The 20,603-nt window shown below is 39.3% G+C and carries 20 protein-coding genes; 4 read left to right on the top strand and 16 right to left on the bottom strand.

What is annotated here, in order from left to right; translation table 11 throughout:
- Positions 1–106: 106 nt before the first annotated feature.
- Complete coding sequence (locus ACFX40_RS12975; protein WP_221817393.1) at positions 107–1,111, top strand: LLM class flavin-dependent oxidoreductase; 1,005 nt, start codon at positions 107–109, stop codon at positions 1,109–1,111.
- Positions 1,112–1,138: 27 nt separating this feature from the next.
- Here the strand turns inward: ACFX40_RS12975 and ACFX40_RS12970 are convergent, their stop codons facing one another.
- From ACFX40_RS12970 to ACFX40_RS12905, 14 genes are all read right to left on the bottom strand, one after another.
- Positions 1,139–2,458, bottom strand: coding sequence for a (Fe-S)-binding protein (locus ACFX40_RS12970; protein ID WP_377255168.1), 1,320 nt, complete (start codon positions 2,456–2,458; stop codon positions 1,139–1,141).
- Positions 2,455–3,867: a glycolate oxidase subunit GlcD gene (gene glcD / locus ACFX40_RS12965; RefSeq protein WP_377255165.1), complete on the bottom strand. Its 1,413-nt coding sequence runs from the start codon at positions 3,865–3,867 to the stop codon at positions 2,455–2,457. Before glcD ends, ACFX40_RS12970 begins: the two co-directional genes overlap by 4 nt.
- Before the next feature lie 128 nt (positions 3,868–3,995).
- Complete coding sequence (locus ACFX40_RS12960; protein ID WP_028408279.1) at positions 3,996–5,108, bottom strand: CdaR family transcriptional regulator; 1,113 nt, start codon at positions 5,106–5,108, stop codon at positions 3,996–3,998.
- Positions 5,109–5,179: 71 nt separating this feature from the next.
- Positions 5,180–5,752, bottom strand: a complete 573-nt coding sequence (locus ACFX40_RS12955) for a DJ-1/PfpI family protein (protein ID WP_028408278.1) — start codon at positions 5,750–5,752, stop codon at positions 5,180–5,182.
- 120 nt (positions 5,753–5,872) lie between these two features.
- The gene (locus ACFX40_RS12950) at positions 5,873–6,205 is read right to left on the bottom strand and encodes an IDEAL domain-containing protein (protein WP_153255301.1); all 333 of its coding nucleotides are present in this window, start codon (positions 6,203–6,205) and stop codon (positions 5,873–5,875) included.
- 210 nt (positions 6,206–6,415) lie between these two features.
- A complete protein-coding gene (locus ACFX40_RS12945) occupies positions 6,416–7,849 on the bottom strand; it encodes a GntP family permease (protein ID WP_028408277.1) in 1,434 nt (477 codons plus the stop codon).
- A gap of 45 nt (positions 7,850–7,894) precedes the next feature.
- Positions 7,895–9,085, bottom strand: coding sequence for an iron-containing alcohol dehydrogenase (locus ACFX40_RS12940; protein ID WP_098791898.1), 1,191 nt, complete (start codon positions 9,083–9,085; stop codon positions 7,895–7,897).
- 245 nt (positions 9,086–9,330) lie between these two features.
- Complete coding sequence (locus ACFX40_RS12935; protein WP_286127423.1) at positions 9,331–10,479, bottom strand: ABC transporter permease; 1,149 nt, start codon at positions 10,477–10,479, stop codon at positions 9,331–9,333.
- A gap of 1 nt (position 10,480) precedes the next feature.
- A complete protein-coding gene (locus ACFX40_RS12930) occupies positions 10,481–11,587 on the bottom strand; it encodes an ABC transporter permease (protein ID WP_377255162.1) in 1,107 nt (368 codons plus the stop codon).
- A 19-nt stretch (positions 11,588–11,606) separates the two neighbouring features.
- Positions 11,607–12,545, bottom strand: coding sequence for an ABC transporter ATP-binding protein (locus ACFX40_RS12925; RefSeq protein WP_043982960.1), 939 nt, complete (start codon positions 12,543–12,545; stop codon positions 11,607–11,609).
- A gap of 101 nt (positions 12,546–12,646) precedes the next feature.
- Positions 12,647–13,768, bottom strand: a complete 1,122-nt coding sequence (locus tag ACFX40_RS12920) for a sensor histidine kinase (protein WP_377238249.1) — start codon at positions 13,766–13,768, stop codon at positions 12,647–12,649.
- 4 nt (positions 13,769–13,772) lie between these two features.
- A complete protein-coding gene (locus ACFX40_RS12915; protein ID WP_028408271.1) occupies positions 13,773–14,411 on the bottom strand; it encodes a response regulator in 639 nt (212 codons plus the stop codon).
- A 167-nt stretch (positions 14,412–14,578) separates the two neighbouring features.
- Positions 14,579–15,814: a Zn-dependent hydrolase gene (locus ACFX40_RS12910; RefSeq protein WP_014459799.1), complete on the bottom strand. Its 1,236-nt coding sequence runs from the start codon at positions 15,812–15,814 to the stop codon at positions 14,579–14,581.
- Positions 15,815–16,113: 299 nt separating this feature from the next.
- Positions 16,114–16,236 (bottom strand): hypothetical protein, encoded by a 123-nt coding sequence (locus tag ACFX40_RS12905; protein ID WP_013057357.1) that lies wholly within the window; start codon positions 16,234–16,236, stop codon positions 16,114–16,116.
- Positions 16,237–16,528: 292 nt separating this feature from the next.
- Between ACFX40_RS12905 and ACFX40_RS12900 the strand changes: the two genes are divergently transcribed.
- Complete coding sequence (locus ACFX40_RS12900) at positions 16,529–17,065, top strand: IseA DL-endopeptidase inhibitor family protein (RefSeq protein ID WP_014459798.1); 537 nt, start codon at positions 16,529–16,531, stop codon at positions 17,063–17,065.
- Between the two features lie 154 nt (positions 17,066–17,219).
- Positions 17,220–18,806: an MptA/MptB family glycosyltransferase gene (locus ACFX40_RS12895; RefSeq protein ID WP_377255159.1), complete on the top strand. Its 1,587-nt coding sequence runs from the start codon at positions 17,220–17,222 to the stop codon at positions 18,804–18,806.
- A gap of 40 nt (positions 18,807–18,846) precedes the next feature.
- On the opposite strand, the gene ACFX40_RS12890 is transcribed toward ACFX40_RS12895, so the two are convergent.
- Together ACFX40_RS12890 and ACFX40_RS12885 are read right to left on the bottom strand one after the other, a co-directional pair.
- Positions 18,847–19,266 (bottom strand): GNAT family N-acetyltransferase, encoded by a 420-nt coding sequence (locus tag ACFX40_RS12890; protein WP_231504486.1) that lies wholly within the window; start codon positions 19,264–19,266, stop codon positions 18,847–18,849.
- A 125-nt stretch (positions 19,267–19,391) separates the two neighbouring features.
- On the bottom strand, positions 19,392–19,589 hold the full coding sequence (locus tag ACFX40_RS12885; protein WP_028408267.1) for a hypothetical protein: 198 nt from the start codon (positions 19,587–19,589) through the stop codon (positions 19,392–19,394).
- 92 nt (positions 19,590–19,681) lie between these two features.
- Between ACFX40_RS12885 and ACFX40_RS12880 the strand changes: the two genes are divergently transcribed.
- Entirely contained in the window at positions 19,682–20,599 is a 918-nt protein-coding gene (locus ACFX40_RS12880) for an aminoglycoside phosphotransferase family protein (protein ID WP_377255156.1), read from the top strand.
- Positions 20,600–20,603 lie beyond the last annotated feature (4 nt).

The following is a 20,603-nucleotide window of genomic DNA, read 5'->3' as shown; positions in this document are numbered from 1 at the left end:
TAACCGAAGCAAAATATTTTGGAACTCGAAAGATTATTGTTAAAATACTTGTATTCCATTGAAATAACAAGGCCTATGAAGTCTTTAAAGAAAGAAGATGAAATTGATGAGTAAAGCATTAAAAGATATTCCGATTTCCGTATTGGATCTTTCTCCTGTAGTTGAAGGAGGAACTGTATCTGACTCACTTAGAAATACATTAGATTTAGCTCAGCACGCTGAAAAATGGGGGTATAACCGCTATTGGCTAGCTGAACATCATAATATGACAGGTATCGCAAGCTCCGCTACATCTGTTGTAATTGGTCATGTAGCTGCAGGCACGTCACGCATTCGCGTAGGCTCTGGAGGTATTATGCTTCCTAACCATTCTCCGCTTGTTATTGCTGAGCATTTTGGCACGCTTGAATCACTATTTCCAGGACGTATTGATTTAGGCTTAGGAAGAGCGCCAGGGACAGATCAGCTGACAGCACAAGCTCTGCGACGCGATCGCAGAAGCGACGGGAGTGACTTCCCAGAACAGCTGGCTGAACTGCAAGAATACTTTAAACCGGCTTCAGAAAGTCAGATGCGCGTTAAAGCTGTTCCAGGTCAAGGTTTAAATATTCCGATTTGGCTGCTTGGCTCAAGCGGTTTTAGCGCACAGCTTTCTGCACAACTAGGCTTGCCATTTTCATTTGCAAGTCACTTCTCACCTAATAATACAATGACAGCTCTTAACATGTATCGCCGTTATTTTAAGCCGTCCGACGTGTTAGAGAAACCATATGCAATGTTAGGTGTAAACGTAATCGCTGCTGATACAGATAAAGAAGCTGAACGTTTGGCTACTTCTATGCAGCAGCAGTTTCTAAATTTAATTCGAAACACACCGGGGAAACTCAAAGCTCCTGTGGATAATATGGATGAACTATGGACGGACTTTGAAAAAGCTTCTCTTCAACAGCAGCTGGGCTCTTCTATTGTCGGAAGTCCTGAGACGATTAAAGTCAAGCTTGAACAGTTTATTGAAGAAACAGAAGCAGATGAACTGATGATTAACGCTCAAATTTACGATCACAAAGCTCGCCTTCGTTCGTACGAAATTGTTTCTCAGCTGTTCAAATAATAAAAAGGCCGGACACGTCCGGCCTTTTTATTTGCTTTCTACTGCTTCAAGAAGTAAATCTGCAAGATGAACGGCCCTTACACTTTCTTCTACTCCTTCTCTGACTACGCCTAGCTTCATTTGAATGAGACAGCCCGGGTTCGCTGTTACAATCGTATGGGCATGGGCTTCTTTCACTTTTTCCATTTTATAATCTAAAATTTGCATAGACATCTCTTGTTCCGTTAGATTATAAATACCGGCTGAGCCACAGCAATGATCCGCATTTTCCATTTCATTAAACACCGTTCCGTTAATCGCTTGGATCAGTTTTCTCGGTGCGCTGGACGTTTTCATCACGTTTCTTAAATGACACGAGTCTTGATACGTAATAATTTGACTTGGCAGCGATAACTTTTGTTTTTCCATAAACTGCTGCTGCAATAAAATCTCTGAAAAATCTTTGACTTTGGCAGAAAAAGCCGCTGCTCTTTCTTTCCATTCCGGTTCCTCTTTTAATAAATGATCGTATTCTACCAACAGCGCACCGCAGCCTCCCGCATTAAGAACAATATCATCCGCTTGAATGGATTCAAACGCCATAATATTTTGTTTCGCTAACTTCTTTGCCTGATCTTTTTCTCCTCCGTGCGCATGCAGCGCGCCACAGCACGTCTGCACTTCTGGTATAACGACCTTACACCCCGCTTTTTGTAAAAGTGCAATCGTGGCGTTGTTTGTTTCCATAAACATCGTATCCATTAAACAGCCTGTAAAAAAAGCAACCGTACGCTCTCTTGTTCCTTCTGCTTCAAATAAAAACGGTCGTTTCTTCATTTCTTTTTTGGTTGGCACAGGCGGAAGCGTTTTTTCCATTTGTGCTAGATTACCAGGAAGGACGTTTAGTATGTTTGTTTTTTGAACAGCTTTTTGCAAGCCGCTTCTTTGATAGAAAGCAAGCAGAGAATGTACATTTTTTAATCGTTCTTTATGCGGGAAAAGCTGTTCGAACACCATATGCCTGAGCGCTTTTACCGGCCATTTATGTCTTTTTTTCTGCTGAATAATATCACGCGCTTCTTCTAATAAGTGTCCGTACTTCACACCCGAAGGACAAACAGGCTCACACGCTCGGCAGCCAAGGCAAAGATTCAATTGCTTTTCAACGGATTCATCAGGTTCAATAAGTCCGTCTACCACTCCTTTCATCAAAGCAATTCTTCCGCGCGGTGACGCTGCTTCATATTGATTCGTTTGGCCATACGTCGGACAGCTTGGCAAACAAAAACCGCATCTCATACAATTCATTAACTCGTCATAATCTAACCGTTCTTTGAACGCTTGCTGAATGTCTTTTGTTGCCGTCATGAACGAACCACCACTCTTTTTCTCGTGTCTTTAGCAAAAATTTTCCCTGGATTCATAATTCCTTGCGGGTCCAAAGCATACTTAATTGCTTTCATCGCAGCTACTCCTTCTCCGCCCATCTTCAGCGCTAAATACGGTGCTTTCATTTCTCCAACTCCGTGTTCACCTGTAATCGTTCCTCCAAGCTCAATGGCTTTATGAAAAATCGCTTCAAAAGCTTGTTCGACGCGGTGAAGCTCTTCTTCGTCACGCGCATCTGTTAAACAAGTCGGATGCAGATTTCCGTCTCCTGCATGACCAAACGTACAGATCTTAACGTTATATGTTACAGCAATTTCATTAATCGCTTTGACCATTTCACTAATTTTAGACCGCGGGACGGTTGCATCTTCTAAAATCGTCGTTGGCTTCATTCGCGCTAAAGCAGAAAGAGCTGATCTTCTTGCTGTACTTAACGCTTCTGCTTCTGCTTGCGAAGCCGCTACTTTTACAGATACAGCATTTCCTTCGCTGCAGATGCGGGAAATCATTTCAATATCCCGACTCACCACTTCCGGCGGACCGTCTTGTTCAATCAATAAGACAGCGTTTACATCAGTTGGAAGCCCAACTTGGGCAAAATCTTCTACTACTTCACACGTCGGCTGATCTAAAAATTCAAGCGTAGCCGGAATAATCTTATTGGCGACAATTGCTGAAACCGTCTTAGCAGCTGCGTCCATGTCTTCAAACAGCGCGAGCAGAGTTTGTTTTGTTTCAGGTATTGGAATGAGCTTTAAAATCGCTTCTGTCACGACGCCAAGCGTTCCTTCAGACCCGACAAACAAGTTCGTTAAATCGTAGCCAGCTACATCTTTAGCTAACTTGCCTCCCGTCTTAATGCAGTCGCCGTTTGCAAGAACTACTTCAAGACCAAGAACGTAATCTTTTGTTACGCCGTATTTTAAGCCTCGTAATCCTCCTGAGCATTCATTGATGTTTCCTCCGATGGTTGATATTTTCATAGAGCTTGGATCAGGAGGGTAAAATAAACCTTTTGCCTCTACAGCGTTAATTAAATCTAAGGTTATAACACCTGGCTGCACGGTAGCGGTTAAATTTTCTTCATCAATTTCCAGAATTTTATTCATTCGGTTAAATGTAAGAACAATTCCGCCTTGCGTTGGACACGTTCCTGCGCTTAAATTTGTGCCTGAACCTCTTGGCACAATAGGAACATGATCTTCGTTGCATATCGTTAAAATTCTTTTCACTTGATCTTTGTTTTCAGGCATAATAATCGCATCAGGAAGCGACTGAAAGTTAGGTGTTGCGTCATAAGAGTACACGAGTCTTGCTTCACTGCTATCTTGAAAGTTGGCTGATCCTACAACTTCAATGAGCTTTGCTTTTGTTCGTTCATTAAGCATAACGTTCCTCCTTATATATCTCTTAATCTTATTATAGTTGCAGAAGCCACGAGGGGCTATGGATAAAAAACTAAAAAAAAGCGCTTTAAAAACTCATTTTTTGTATGTTTATCTAACGAAGGGCGCACTTATTCTAATAGAGACAGCGCAAGGTAAAAAAGCGTGATACCCTTTACGCTTTTTGGATCAATGTCTGTTAGTTCTTTCATTTGCTTCAAGCGGTAATGAAGCGTATTAATATGAATATGTAAATCAAACGCCGTTTTTTTCAAAGATTGATCGTTGGCTAAATAGCATTTCAGCGTTTCGAGAAGCTCTTTTTCTTTTTGAATGGAAGAAAGCACTCGACTCAAGAATTCCTTTTTTACAGGTTCAGAAACGTCTTCTAAAATCATGTCCATCAGCAGCTCCTCATAAAAAACAACGGTTTGACGTTTTGAAGCCACTTTAAGCGCTTTTTTCGCTTCTTCATATGAAGCATGCAAATTAAATTGCTCCGCTGGCTTTCCTACACCAATAGTGATCATAACTTGGTTGTTTGCTTGAATATACTGCTGACATTTTATTAATTCTTCTTTAAATCCTTGCCTTGCCTTTTCACCTACAGCCTCTTTAAGTAAAAGCAAGCGATCGTATCCCCAATTTGCGATATAATCTCCTTCAGCTTTATGACTTTCAAACCAGTAGCGAATCATTTCTTGCACCTGCTTCTGCTTCTTTTTCGAAAGAGATGAATCAATTTGAAACAGCGTGCAGCAATAAGCACTGTCTACTTGTACTCCTAAAATATGGCCTCGTTCAATAAATTCTGCATCTACTTGCTGGCTATAAATCCATTCACGAAAAAAAGCTTCTACTCCTTTATTTTCCCATTCCTTTGTTTCTATGTAATATGCCTCGCGAATAATTAGCTCTGTTAATCTTCGAATAATGTCTGCAAAAGGCTCAACAGCTTCTGGAGTACCTGTAATGCCAATAACGCCAATAATGTCTCCTTGATAACTGATAGGCAAATTAATTCCTGGCTTAACTCCTTTTAAATCTGCTGCTTCTTTTTTGGAGATATATAGTTTTTGCTTTTTTTGCATCACGTTCCAAGCGCCTTCATGAAAAAAACCAACCCGCTTTTCTTCTGTAGACGCAATAATAATTCCCCGTATATCCGTTACAATTACATGTTCTTTCATCACAAGCTGTACTTCTTTTATAATTTTCTTCGACAGTTCAGACACTAGCTGCACGTTGTTTACACCTCACCTATCATCAATTAAAAGAGCTGAAAGAATGATTTTCTCCCAGCCCGCTTTTTTTATTATGCGTTCACTTTTTCAGCTTTTTTTAGCACGTTAAAAAACTCTTTCATAAATTTAGGTAAATCCGGCCAAGCTTGTCCGGTTACTAGGTTTCCGTCTACGTGAAGCGTCTGTTCCACAAATACAGCACCCGCCGCTTCTACTTCCGGTCGGCAAGCAGGATACGCTGTCACTTCTCTGTCCTGCAGATACTCTCTAACCGTCGTTAACACGAGCTGACCATGACAAATAACGCCTAAAGGTTTATTTTCTTTTAAAAAATGCGCAGCGATTTCCTGAACTTTTGTGTTCATTCGAATGTATTCAGGCGCCCGTCCTCCAGGAATAATAAGACCATCATAATCGGCAGGATCCACTTCATCGACAGAAGCGTGAGAATCAATTTTATATCCCGTTTTCTCTGTGAATGTTTCCATTTCTGGAAGGAAATCATGAACAACCGTTTGGAGCTTCTTTTTCACGGGAGAAGCAATGGTACACTGAATATCTTCTTCTAAACAGCGATAATACGGATAAAAAACTTCTAATGCCTCCACGGCATCTCCTGTTAAAATCAAGACACGTTTACTCATCTTTTATCACCTTTTCTTTCTTAATGTTGTCACTTACTTCTTCTCGCAAGCGGCTTTCCATTCCTGCTTTTCCCCTATGAATAATAAAAAAAGCAGGGCCTTCATTCCTTATCAGGAATGTCAGCCTTGCTTTTTATCTTGTAATCTTTTTAATTCAGCTGTTAATTCACTAAACCAAGCCTTATCTTTTGTTAGCAGCGCAAGGTCAATCAGTGAAAGAATCTGCTCTTCGTGCGCCGTTTTTTGAAGGGGCAGCTTCTCTATTTTTTCATCCATCATGCCAATGGTTGTGCCGACCATTTTTTCATCATCACTTTTCACAACGTTGATTAGTGCTGCTTTTTTAGATGGATTAATCGTTTTAATATATCCGTATATAAGTTCACCGTCGCGAGACTTTCCTTTGACCCAGTCACCTACTTTTAAATTTCCTTCAAATAGCTTCACAGTCATTCTCCTTTCTTCATAAACATGCTAAGAATTAATGTAACGGCATATAGTACTGCAGAAAGTAGTGTAATCATAATACTTACAGTTTAGAAAGTCAAAGAATCTGTTTTAGAGCCAAAAGCTTGATATATAACTAAATCACTGCAACAATAAAAAAATCCGAACGATTCATCGTTCGGATTTTTCTTTAACTAAACTCAGCCTCTTTATTTGTTATACCAGTCCAGTTAAGCTGTAGATTCCAATAATCAAGAAACATGCAAGCGTTTTTATAACAGTGATGGCAAAGATATCTCGGTAAGACTGCTTGTGGGTTAACCCGGTAATAGCAAGCAGGGTAATAACGGCTCCGTTATGAGGAAGCGTATCCATACCGCCTGATGCCATCGCTACAACTCTGTGCATAACTTCAGGAGGAATGTTGTACTGATTAATAGCTTCTACATACTTATCTCCCATCGCACTAAGCGCAATTCCCATACCTCCAGAAGCAGAGCCCGTAATACCGGCTAAAATGTTTGTCGTAACGGCTCCATTGACAAGCGGATTTGTAAAGGTATGTGAAATACCATCACGAACGGTTGCAAAGCCAGGAAGAGATGATATAACGCCTCCAAAGCCATACTCAGCTCCCGTGTTCATCGCAGCGAGAAGCGCTCCGCCAATACTTGCGTTAAGACCCGCTTGGAAACCGGTAGTCACTCTCTTCCAGTCATACGCAATCGTTGTAATAATTCCAATAACAAGTGCCAATTCTACTGACCAAATACCAACAACTGCGGTTAAATCTACTTTTCCGAACGCTTCAAGACCAATTTTGGCAAAATCAAAACCGTCTGGGTACCACTTTGGAATAGAAACAGTAAAAAATTTGTTTGCAACCCCTACAAGCACGAGCGGAACAAATGCAAGAATCTGTCTTGCTACGCTAGGGTCATATTTAGGTTCTGTAGAAGGCACAGACTCTTTTTCTAGCTCTGCAGCAGCCGCTAGTTCATTATTAAACCCGTAGTAGCCTTCTCCAGCTTTTCTTGCTTTTTTGCTTCGGCTTTCTAAATACCAAAGACCTAAGCTAAAGACAATCACCGATCCGATAATCCCCAGTGTCGGAGCAGCATAGATGTCTGTTTTAAAAAAAGTCGTTGGAATAACGTTTTGAATTTGCGGCGTACCCGGAAGTGCATCCATGGTAAACGAAATAGCTCCTAATGCAATCGTTCCCGGTACTAATCGTTTTGGAATATTCGCTTCGCGGAATAAGTTAGCCGCAAACGGATAAACTGCAAACGCAACAACGAATAAACTTACGCCGCTGTAGGTTAAGATTGCTCCCATTAAAACAATAGCCAAGATGGCGCGTTTAGCCCCTACTACTTTAACAATTGTTTTCGCAATCGATTCAGCGACTCCAGACATTTCTACCATCTTTCCGAAGACTGCTCCTAATAGAAAGACAGGGAAGTAGTTTTTAATAAACCCAACCATTTTCTCCATAAAAACGTTTGAGAAAAACGGGAGTGCATAGCTTGGTTCCGTTAAAATAACGGCTAGCAGCGCACACAGTGGAGCAAACAAAATAACTGAAAATCCGCGGTAAGCAACCAGCATCAAAAGCCCCAGAGACAGCAAAATAATCAGCAAATCCATAACGTTTCCCCTTTCATCCCTCATTCAATTTGTTTTGAATTTATCTTATTTTTTATAAAGTGCAGACTCAAACTCATATTCATAGCACGTGTAATACAGCTGGATAATTTCTTCTGCCGTCGGTACAACCGGATGGTTAGCAGGACTTCCGCTTTGAATCGCATCCGCTGCCATTTTCTCAACCGCCGCGTAAAATAGCTGGCGATCAATGCCCCACGATTGAAGATTAGGAATCTCTAAGTCGATACAAAGCTGCTTGATGGCTTCAATTAACACATCTGCTCCTTCTTTTTTTGTATATGATACGTTCGGAAAAAGAGCTTGTCCTATTTCACCTAAACGATCGATTGAAGCCTCTTTTGTATAGTCCAAAACCGCAGGCAGAAGCATCGCATTAGAAATACCGTGCGGCACATGGAATAACGCGCCAATAGGTCTTGACATACCGTGCACTAGAGCAACAGATGAATTTGAAAACGCCATTCCTGCCAGCATAGATGCATAGGCCATTTCGTTTCTTGCTTGAACATTTTCTCCATTTCTGTACACAAGACGGATATTTTTCATGATTAACTCAATTGCTTGAAGCGCAAGTGAATCTGTAAAAGGATGTGCTTTTTTAGACAAATACGCTTCCACTGCATGACTGAGTGCATCAATTCCTGTAGCTGCCGTTACGTGTTTTGGACATGATAGAGTTAATAACGGATCAACAATGGCTGTATCAGGCAATAATTGAGGCCTTGCGAGCATCATTTTCACATCGTACGCCGTGTCTGTAATAACCGTCGCTTTCGTCACTTCTGAGCCTGTTCCAGCAGTCGTAGGCACGGCAACCAAAGGAAGAGGACTATCTTGAAAATCTTGTTGATTTTGAAAATATGTTCGTAGATGCCCTTCATTTGTCATCATAATGGCAACCGCTTTTCCAGTATCGATACAGCTGCCTCCCCCTAAGGCAATAACCACATCGCACTGCTCCGTTTTACATATAACAAGCGCTTCATCTAGATGAATATCTGTCGGCTCTGAATTTACGCCTGTATACACGGCACAGTCCATGCCAGCCTCGGCTAAGTAACGACGGCAAGTTTCTACATTGCCTGCTTTCACCATAACGTCATCACTTATAAGCAATGCCTTTGTCCCAAGCAGTGCAGCCTGTTCTCCAATTTTAGAAAATGATCCTTCTCCATATAAAACCGTTCGTGGTACAAGTAGTTCATAAATTCCCACTGTTTTTCCCCCTTTGTTATCTCGCTGACAATCTCTCCTTCCGTATTTTCATGCTGACTTATGTAAGCGATTTCATTTGTTTATGCAAAAAACCAACATGAACTTCGTTTTTCTCCCCTATTTATTCTCTTTTTGTATACCCCTTTCCTCTTTCATTCTAAAATTTCATCTTATATTTTTCAATCTTTTTTTGTAAATTTTTAAAAATTACAAAAAAAGCCAGAGGTATTCTCTGACTTTACCATTTAAATAAACTTTTGAACAGTATTATTTCGATTTAATTTATAAATAGACAGCAGGAAAAAAACAAGTGCAAAAGCTAGTAAAATGCTGATATTTAACCATAGGCTGCTTAAATCAGCTCCTTGTTGAACACTTTTTAACGTACTTAATACCCACGTTTGAGGAAGAAAGTCGGCTATTTTCTGCATCACATCCGGCATAAATTCAGGCGGGAAAAAGCAGCCGGACAGTAAACAAGTTGGCGTGATGATAAGCGTCTGAAGACCATTCGCTGCTTTTGAACTTTCTGTAAAAGCGATAATTACAAGAGACAAGCCGATGGCTACTAGACCAAACAAAACTAAAATGAAAAACAGCTGCCACACGGGAATGTTCATATCTACGTGAAAAAGAGTCGTAATACAAACAAGTGTAATCATTACTTGCAGAGTTAATAAAATCATATTTGTAATAACATTGGATATCACGTATTGCCTTGCGCTAACTGGCGAAGCTAACAGTCTAAAATACGTTCGCTGCTCTTTTTCTTTTGTGATAAGAGCCGATAAATTCACCGCAGAAAAAAGCATAAACATAATTAAATACCCAATTGTCTGCTTGACAATATTTTGATCGGTTCCTTTGTCTTCAAGGGCGTGCGTAGAGACGTGGAATGGCGCTTTTTGATAATTCTCATACATTTGTTTAAACGCAGCATCGTCGCCTTCAGCAGCTTGATTCAGCGAAGAAATATTGTCAATATATTGATACAAATAAGACTTAATAAAGCTCGTTACTTCTGCTCCTTTTATTGAAGTGATTGTAATATGATCTGGTTTGTTCGCTTTGACGCTGTCAGAAAACCCTTTTTCAAAGGTAATAACCGCATCAACTTTCTTTGACGTAATGTCATGATCCACTTCTTTGTCCGTAAGCATTTTAACATTTGTTTTATGCAGTCCTTTTAAAAACTGAACGGTATCTTTTGTAATATCCGTTGAATCGTGATTGACAACTCCGATATTCACCGAAGTCCCTCCTGCATTTCCATAAATAAGAACGGACATTAAAACACCTGCAATAGGCAAACCAATAACAAGCACAAGCGTCCTTTTGTTTCTAAGCAGCATATTTCTTAGCATATTTGTGACAAGCCACATGATATTTTTCATGTTATAACCCCTCTCTTTTTCTCAAAAGCACAATTGCTATGCCCAGGAATAAAATAGAGAAGCCTACGTTCAACCCGATAACTGAAAGAGAAGCGCCGATACCATTTGTATAAATCAATTTAATAAGTCCATTATTCATCCAGGTTAAAGGTGATACATTGACGAATCCCTCTCCAGATCCATTTTGAAAATAGGTTCCTCCCACAATACACGACACTTGAATAACAACCATAATAATCGCTCTTGACGCCGCTTCTGTCTTCGTAAGGTAGCTAACTCCTAATCCAAAGCTAATGGAAAAAAGAATCTGTGATACTAACATAAGCAGTACTAGGAGTAAATGATCTCCCCAGTTGGCATCAAAAAAATATTTAGTCGACATAATGACCACTAACACACAAATAGCGTGAACAAAAACAGTACCTAAAATTTTCCCGACAAAAATTTCAGCAGTTTTAATCGGCGCGGCTACTAATCGACTTGCTGTATTTCGCATACGCTCTCCTCTAATTAAATAACTCGCTGAGATAGATCCGTACAAAACAATCATAGTTGTCATTGAAATGGCGTAGTAGTCTATTGAATTTGGCTGTTTTTGAGAATGAAGAGATGTTTCTTGAATATAGTCATGCTTAGACGCATGGAGCAGATTATCCACTTGCTGAGGGTTTACTTTTGCCACTTCCATAGCCACGTTATACTTATCCACAAAAGTGCTTAACATACCTTGGACCATGTTGAATTCAATGCTGTTTTCTTCATTTCCGTAGAGATGAATGTCTCCTTCTTTCACTTCTACATAAGCTGTATAGCGCTGCTCTTTTACTTCTTTTTTTCCATCCTGATTTTTTTTCAGCGCTTTAAAATGAATGCCCGATTTTTCTGCATGGGCAGCAAACTGCTTAAAAGCAGCAGATTCTTCATTACTTGTGTCGATTTTATAGAGAACGTAACTGTCGTCTATCGTCATGTCATTATTAAAGGCTTGGGACAAAGCTGTTCCTAAAATAAGGACAAGAGCTAGCGGAAAAAGAATCATAAAGATAAATGCACGCTTATCCCGCAGATCACTTTTCATTTCTTTCAAAGCAATTGCAATAATATTCATTCGTTATTCCTCCTTTCTTTTATAAATCTCTTAAACTGCGTCCTGTGAGCGTCAGAAAGACCGTCTCTAAATTTGGTGCTTGCTCCTTGACTGCTTTAATTTCGATATGATGCGTCATTAAATAATGAATGACTTTGTTCAAGTTATTCACTTCGGCGCTTGAATTAATTTTAATGATTCCATCTTCATACGTAACGGCTGTTACGCCTGGAATTTCTTTTAGACCGCTGCAATCTATATCGTCCGCTTCTTTTACTTCAATCCAAATATCTTTTGTATCAGTGATAATAGCTTTCAGCTGCTCTTTTGTTCCTTCAGCAATAATTTTGCCGTGATCAATAATCGCAATCTTTGTACATACCTCTTCTACTTCTTCCATATAGTGACTCGTATAAATGATTGTGCTTCCCATTTCATTTAGCTTTTTTACAGATGTTAAAATATAATTTCGCGACTGAGGATCAATGCCAACCGTCGGTTCATCCATAATGATCAGCTTCGGTCGATGAGCAATTGCGCATGCGATATTTAACCTTCTTTTCATTCCTCCTGAAAAGCTTTTCGGATACGCCTTTTGTTTATCTAAAAGCCCTACAAACGCTAAAGCTTCTTCGACTCGTTCGTTAAGAAGTGATCCTCTTAATCCGTAGAGACCTGCAAAAAACTTCACATTTTCATAGGCTGTCAAATCTTCATAAATCGCTAAGTCCTGCGGAACAATTCCAATGTTCATCTTTGCGAAATTTCGGTGTTTCTTTATATTTTTCCCAAGTACTTCAATATCGCCGCTGTTGCTTTGAAGCAGACTAGCCACCATATGAATCGTTGTGCTTTTTCCTGCTCCGTTTGTTCCTAAAAAGCCGAATATATCTCCTTCTTCTACTTGTAAAGACAAATTATCTACCGCAATAAAATCTCCAAATTTCTTTGTTAATTTTTGAATCGATAATACGTTCATCATTTCACCTCTAGTGTGTTGGTATATCCTTATTTTATGAAAAAAAGGCAAACTTACGTCAGTGCATAAGTTCACCTTTTCTCCATGAGAAATCTCATTATTTATGTATGAAGTTTCTCACCTATCGGCAGCAGCGTGGTAACAGAAAAACCGTTTGCCCCGTCAACAATCACCGTCCCGTTAATGGAAGCAGCTCGTTCTTCCATTCCTGCTATGCCAAGGCCTTTTTGAAACAAGTGAGCCCCTTTTCCATTGTCTTTGACTTCTACTTTAACCATTTTATTTAATACATGAAGCTCAATGGCAATCATCGTTGCTTCTGCATATTTTAAGGCATTCGTAATAGCTTCCGTTATATTTTCATGGATAATTTTCCACTGAAGAGGGGTGATAAGATCCAAATTCCCTTTGTATACAAGAGGCAGTGCGATACTATGTTTAGCCTCAAATTCTCCAATAAATAATTTAAGCCTGCTGATTCCTATTTGCTCAGCGGGAGGCTTTATACTTTTTAACGTTAACCTGATTTCTTCAATGCCTTCTTTCGAAATTGTAATTGCATTTTGAAGAAGAGACAGCGCTTTTTCTTCATCTTGCTTCATTACATGCTTTGCTGCCTCCATTTGAATAAGTGCTCCAGTCATTGAATGACCAATCTTATCGTGAATTTCCTGCGATAATCGATTTCGCTCTTCTAATTTTGAAGCATATTGAGACTGTCTCACATACTCTTTATTTTCATTCACATGCTTTTGCAGCTTTTGCATACTTACTCTCATTTCATCAAGCTTTTGTTCATAATTGATTGTCCTCTTTTGATAAAGAGCTGCTCCTGTATAAATAAAGAAAGTAAACGCAGCGACTAACACATACAGCGCGCTAATATCAGAGGGAACAAGCAGTATTGGAAGCAAAACAAGCAGCAGCACCATCCATTTTTTTACGACTGATTCTCCAATAAGCTCACAAAGGTTTAGCGGCAAAAGAAGAAAAAACAAAGGATGAAGTTTATACGCACAATATAGAATAAGGACAATTGAACTAACAATAAACATGCGCTTGAACACGCTCTTTTTCACAATGGACGCTGCAATGTTAACACAGCTGTAAAGAAGCAGTGCTAACACAATAGCTGAAATCGAGTGTACATAATTAAACTGAATGTACGTAATAGCCAAAAACAGTATAAGGATGAGCTTAGTCATCATTAATCCAACTTCCATAGCCCTACTTCCCTTTACCGGTTAAATAGTAAATAGCAATTTGAGTACGGTGCTCCAGTCCTGTCTTACTTAAAATCGAACTAATATAGTTTGCTACGGTACCTTCTGAAATAAAAAGTGTTTTAGAAATTTCTTTATTTGAAAGCCCCTTGGCAATCAGCGTCATAATGCTCGTTTCACGCTCTGTAAACTGTGTCATATCCGCTTTTGACTCGCGCTCAGTTGCAGCGTTTAAACTTGATTTGATTTTATCAAGCACAACATCTTGAAGAACCGTATGCCCGTTGAACACGCTTTTGATTGCGTCTCGAATGCGCTCTGGTTCTGTATTTTTTAACAAGTAGCCTTTAGCTCCGTTTTTTACGGCATCAATAATATATTCATCGTCATCAAACGTAGTTAAAATAAGCGGCTTTGCTTTCGTTGACTCTGAAATAAGCTTTGTAGCCTCTACACCGTCCATAACAGGCATTCTTACATCTAACAATGCAATATCAACGGAATGATTCTTGCAATATTGAACCGCTTCCTGACCATCTTTTAAAGTAGCGACAACGTCGAATTCCTCGTATGTATTTAATATAATTTTCATTCCTTCTCGAATAAACGAATTATCATCTGCAATAATAATAGTAATTTTCATTTCTGTAAGTGAGGAGACCTCACTTTTTTTCACATCCTTTTTTCACATCCATCCCGATGCTTCTCATTTATTGTAGCCATAATAAACCAAAAGTTCAATGCGATAGTTCGCAGTCTTTCTAAGCACTAAAAAAGAGCAAACCTCCGCAGGTTTACTCTTTTATCTCATTACTTCTGAGCTAACTTCATCACCGTCTCTAAAAGTACGTTTACACCTTTTTCACATTCTTCCCAAGGAGTGAACTCTTCCTCACAATGACTTTTTCCGTTTACGCTCGGAATAAAAATCATAGCCGTCGGAATATAGCTAGCTAAAAACTGTGCGTCATGTCCAGCTCCGCTTACCATTCGCTTATAGGAATACCCAAGCGAACGAACCGACTCTTCCACTTCATCGCAAACCGTTTTATCAAACCACACGGTATCGCGACCCCAAAGCTTGGTCACCCGCACTTCGCAGCCTTCTAACAGCTCTGCTTGATCAGGCAGTGATTGAATAATTTTTTCCACAGATGCAATGACATCTTCATCCGTATGTCTCGCTTCAAGCGAAAAAATAACTTTATTTGGAATAACGGTATGAATATTAGGCAGTACGTTCATACGACCCATTGTATAGACTAAATTTGAATCTAATCTGCCGAGCTCATGACGAGCTTCAGCAATCAGGTTATTAGTTGCAAAAAGTGCGTCTTTCCGCATGTCCATCGGCGTCGTCCCAGCGTGATCTGACTCCCCGGTAACTTCAATTTCATAGCATACCATTCCTAGCACGCACTCGACTACACCGATTGATTTGGCTTCTCTTTCTAAAATAGGCCCTTGCTCAATATGTAATTCTACAAATGCCGATGCTTCAGTAAGACGGCTACTCGTATCGCCTTCATATCCGCATGATTGAAGGGCTTGCTTAAACGTCACGCCGTCAACATCTGTCTTCTTCATCATAACGTCTTTTTGAAACTTGCCCGATAAAATACCTGAAGCCATCATAGAAGGCTCAAAACGCGCTCCTTCTTCATTCGTAAAGTTAACAATGGTAATCGGCACCTTCGGCTTAATATTATGTTCAACCAGCGTCCTTACTAACTCTAACCCTGCAACTACACCGAGGATTCCATCAAACCTTCCGCCTTTTTTTACGCTGTCCATGTGTGAGCCAATCACAACAGGCGGCTTATCTTCTAGTCCTTCAAGCGTGGCATAAATACATCCAAGATCGTCGATTTTAATATCCATTCCAAGATCCCGGCAGCATGAGCAAAAATAATCTCGTGCTAGGCGATCTTCTTCTGACAGTGCTAGGCGGGTTACACCGTTATTAGGTGTTCGTCCATAATCGGCAAATCGTTCAAGCGTATTTTTTAACCTTTCTCCATTCACTGCTACTTTTTGTCGTTGCAACTCAACCACTCTCCTCATTATTTGGTTATAAAGTGCGTCTAAGATGCGGTGTTAATGAATATCATTCATTATGACATAAAATAGGCGATATCACTTGAAGTCTGTTAGAACCCCTTCCATTATTTTTATAATGAAAGTGCGCAGTTTGCCTTATGTATCTATTAGCTTCAAAACGTAAATTTCCTGCTTTTTTCTATGAATAATGCACGCGTTATTTATGCATTTTTATTATAAAAATAGCGATAGGTTTTTTTCAAAAAAAAGAGAATTAGTTATTATACTAACTCTCCTCTACATACTTACTTTTTATTTGCTTTCTTCGCAATCGCAATCATTGTAGCTAAAACACCGACTGTAATAATCACAATAGCAATTACAGCAGTGGTAATAATAATTCCTGATGTTACTTCTGAAACACCCATTAGTCTACGTTCTCCTTTTGTGCCTGACCTATTTACCTACATCAGCATACTGGTCGGTTTATTCCTATTATATACGAACTTGTAAAGCGACGAAATATGTGACACATAATTGACATACTGTTTATATGTTTTCTTTTAATTCTACGTTTTATTTAAGAAAATACGGGAATAATTCAAACATATATAAGAAATACTCTTTATTTCTTTAAAGAAGTATTGTAATATAAATGTAACAATTGTAATATTAGCAGCATGAATGTTACATATATTTCAATGAATGAGTAGGAGGGAAATGGAAATGAAAAAATTTGGAATAATCTTAGCATCACTTGCTCTTTTCTTTTCACTAAGCACAGGAGTTACAGCTCAAGCAGCATCACAAAATCTATCAACGACTAATGCGGTAAAAATTGCAGCAAACGCAAGCAACCATTTCTGGAATGCACTTCATGGATCTAAAGGTAATTTATGTACTCAAAAAACATTTAATTATAAAGGCACTCAGTACTCATATCTTTGTCAAGATTTTAATACAAAAAGCAAACTAGTAAGCTACTTATCTGAAACGTTTACAAACAGTGCTATTCAAAAAGGATTAACAAATTATCGCTACATCACATATAACGGAAAGCTTGCTCGTCCTGTCGGTGACGGATTCAGCATGCTAGAGTGGAACAAAGCAAAAGCAAAACTAACTTATCAGCGCGCCGATGTTCGCTCTTATCAATTTACGGTTCCAACAGTTGACGGAGGAAGTGTAAAACGCACCGTTACATTTTATAAATCTGGTTCACAGTGGAAAGTAAACAAGTTTGATGCTGTACTATAAGCAATATAAAAAACAAGGTCTTCTAAGGCCTTGTTTTTTTATGCTCTCTCTTCCGCTCTTTATTAAAGAAGTTTCACTTTATTTTCACTAACTCCCCTTATAGTATGGATACACACTACTACTTATTCGATACATTGTCATCGGAGGATTTTATATGAACATACTACAAAAAAGAACGGCTTTTATCGTAATGGCTGCTTTTCTTTTAGCATTTGTTTTCAGTATCGTTTCACTATCACACTACAAAGGAGAAGAACATTTATTTTCGATTCAAGAAAGTCATCAGTTAAAAAAGATTACGAATGGTATATCTGCTTCTGATAATAATTCGAGGGATCATCGTCTTCCTTCAGGAAACGGTCCCGCTTCGTCTAGTAATTCCGGAGAACACGTAACGCCTTTTCATAATCTATCTATGGATAACGGTGCCGGAAGTCAAGGAGCTAATAAAGACTATGAAGCACCGCTCGCTCTTTATACGGTGGGCTTTTTTATAGCATCAGCTTTCGTTTACGGATTATTAAAGAAAAAGAAATGGCATCATTCGATAGGGCATTCTCGCGTTATTTTATGGTCATTACTTGGCACTGGACTATTTATCCGGATTGCACTGATTCCGTGGGTAGGCTCTCATATGGATGCATCTCTTTTCAAAAACTGGGCATCGGTTGCGGCTAATCATTTTTCAAATTTCTATGCTAAAAGCGGAAGCGATTACCCGCCGTTTTATATTTATATCTTGTTTATCGTTGGGAAAGTTGGCAGTTTACCGGATTTTCAGCAGTATTTTTCGCTGTTGATTAAAATCCCGCCTATTTTAGCAGATGTCGTCACATCTTATTTACTCTATCGTTTAGCTCGTAAATACTTGGCACCTTCTTTTGCCTATCTGTTAGCAATTGGGTATTTATTTAATCCGGCCATTTTAGTTAATTCAACGTTTTGGGGACAAGTCGATTCATTTTTCACTTTGCTTATTGTCCTAGCGATTGTAATGATTACGGAAAAAAGAATTTACGCGTCGGCCGTTATTTTTACAGCAGCGGTCTTAATGAAGCCGCAGGCGATTATTATCCTGCCTATTTTATTTTTCGAACTCATTCGCCTAAAGCAAGTGAAACATTTCTTCGGTATTGCTTTAACGGCGGCTTTTACTGCTGCTGTGATTTTATTGCCTTTTTCAGCAGGAAAAAGTCCTGCGTGGATTATTGATTTATTCTCATCCACCATTGGAGAGTACCCGTATGCTTCTGTTAACGCCTATAACTTTTTTAGTTTAATAGGCGCAAACTATAAAGACAGCTCTGCAACGCTGCTGTTTTTCAGCTATCATACGTGGGGACTTATTTTTATCGTCGCAACAACTGTTTTTTCATGGCTTATTTATATAAAAGGGCGCAGCTTTAAATACGCCGCTCTTGCAGCGCTTATTCAAATTTCCGGGGTATTTACGTTTTCTTCAAGCATGCATGAACGCTACTTGTTTCCAGCAGCAGCTCTTGCTTTGCTCGCTTATATTTATTTGAAAGACAAAAACTTGCTTTACTTATCCTTTGGATTTAGCATCAGTATTTTTATGAACACTTTTTTTGTTTTATACGGTAACAGCAATATGCAAAACAGTACGTCCTATCCGTTTTCTATGTTTGCTACGTCTATGCTAAACGTTTTGCTTGTTGTTTATTTAGTAAAAGTTGCTTGGAATTCAGTCCAAAAAAGTACGGTTTTAAAAACTGCATAATACAAAGAGCTCAGTGAGTATGATTGATCACTGAGCTTTTTTATATAACAAGCGACATGCCTGGCGCGTCTTCTTCTCTTTCTTGAAACCCTAATTTTTTATAAAAATGATGCTTTCCTTTTGCTGCAAACAGCTGAATCGATTCAATTCCGCTTTCTTGGCATTTCGTCAACAGCTCTTGGATAATTTGCTTTCCAAGCCCTTTGTTTTGGTATGTGGGATCCACCATTACGTCGCAAATAAGCGCTTGGTAAATTCCGTCTGAAATCATACGGCCGAATGCAATTAATCGGTCATTGTCATAAATGCCGACTCTAAACCAGCTGTTGGCTGCGGCTTCAAACAGCTGTTCTTTTGTATAATTTCCTTTTTTACTTTTATGTAATCCGCTCGCTTCATGCAGAGCTGCAAACTGCTCAAATAGCGGAACCTCTTTTTTTATTACGTAGGACACGTTCATTCTCCTTTCAATACCGTTGCTTTCTATATTATATTTATACATCAAATAGAATAATAATTCAACATTTTTATCTAGTTATCTTGTTACCCTTTCTCCAAATAAAAAAACTGCCAAACGGCAGTTTTTTAGGCTTGTACTGATTTTTTTCGTTTTTTAAGATCAATTCCTGCAATAATAAGCAAAATGACTCCAAGAACAATCATGATTTTACTCACCGTTTCTAGCCACTCCGGTGCGCTTCCAGCAAGTAAAAGTGAAAAACCAATGATATAAACCGGGAACCCCGCAAGAGCCCAAGGGGATTTCACCTTCTTTTTCTTCATATGTAGGATCTCCTCCTTCTTTACAGATTCTATATAGACTGTATATGATGAGTTTATCAGAAAAAATTGGAAACAACAAAGGAGACAAACGCATGCATACGTTGCCTCAAACGTTTTGTGATACGATTACTCACCTTCACTCTCATAAAGGTCAAAAGTGGTTAACTGACTTTCCTCAGCTTATTCGCTACTGTGAAGAGCGCTGGCGTATCAACATTCACAGTCACTTTCCCCTTTCTTACCACTTTGTTGCTCCTGCGCGCAAAGCAGATGGAAGTGAACTAGTTGTCAAACTTTTTGTAGAGCCTTCAGAGCTGCTTCATGAGCAAGAAGCACTGACAGCACTAGCTGGTGAGAGCACGGTAAAGGTCGTGGACAGCGATGCTGAAAAAGGCATTTTACTGCTTGAAAAGCTGTCTCCCGGATGCCCGCTTTCCTCTTTATCAACTAAAGACGAAGCTGCGTTAACCGCTACTAGGCTTATGAAATCTCTATGGCGCATGCCTCAATCAGACTCCACTATCGAAGAAACAGCCGTTAAAAGAGAGAAGCAGCTTCGAGAGTATACACAAATGTATCCAAACGGTATTGATTTTCTTTCTTCTGAAACTCTTCAACACGCACTAGCCGTTTTCTCTGAATTAAACCGCACTTCTCAGCAGCTTTTTTTGCTTCACGGCGACTTGCATCATGATAACATCTTACAGTCTGGTGAGGCGTGGAAAATAATTGATCCAAAAGGGTTAATTGGAGAAAAAGAGTACGAAATTATCCCTTTTCTTTTAAATCATCTGCCTAAGACAAACGTGGCAGAGACAATTGACCATCGAATCAATATATTTGTAAAAGAACTGAACGTAAGTAAAAAACGCATTTTACTGTGGGGATACGCTCATTCTGTACTAGCCACGTGCTGGTTAATAGAGGACCGCCAAGACGTCGCTTCTTTTTCAAGCGCTATAGAAGCATTTCAGCACTTATTTGAGTACTATTACGGGCATAAAAAATAAGAGC

Origin of the sequence: Priestia sp. YIM B13552 (assembly GCF_042787775.1) — a bacterium.
Classification (GTDB): domain Bacteria; phylum Bacillota; class Bacilli; order Bacillales; family Bacillaceae_H; genus Priestia; species Priestia megaterium_E.
This window is presented reverse-complemented; position numbering and strand designations above follow the sequence as displayed.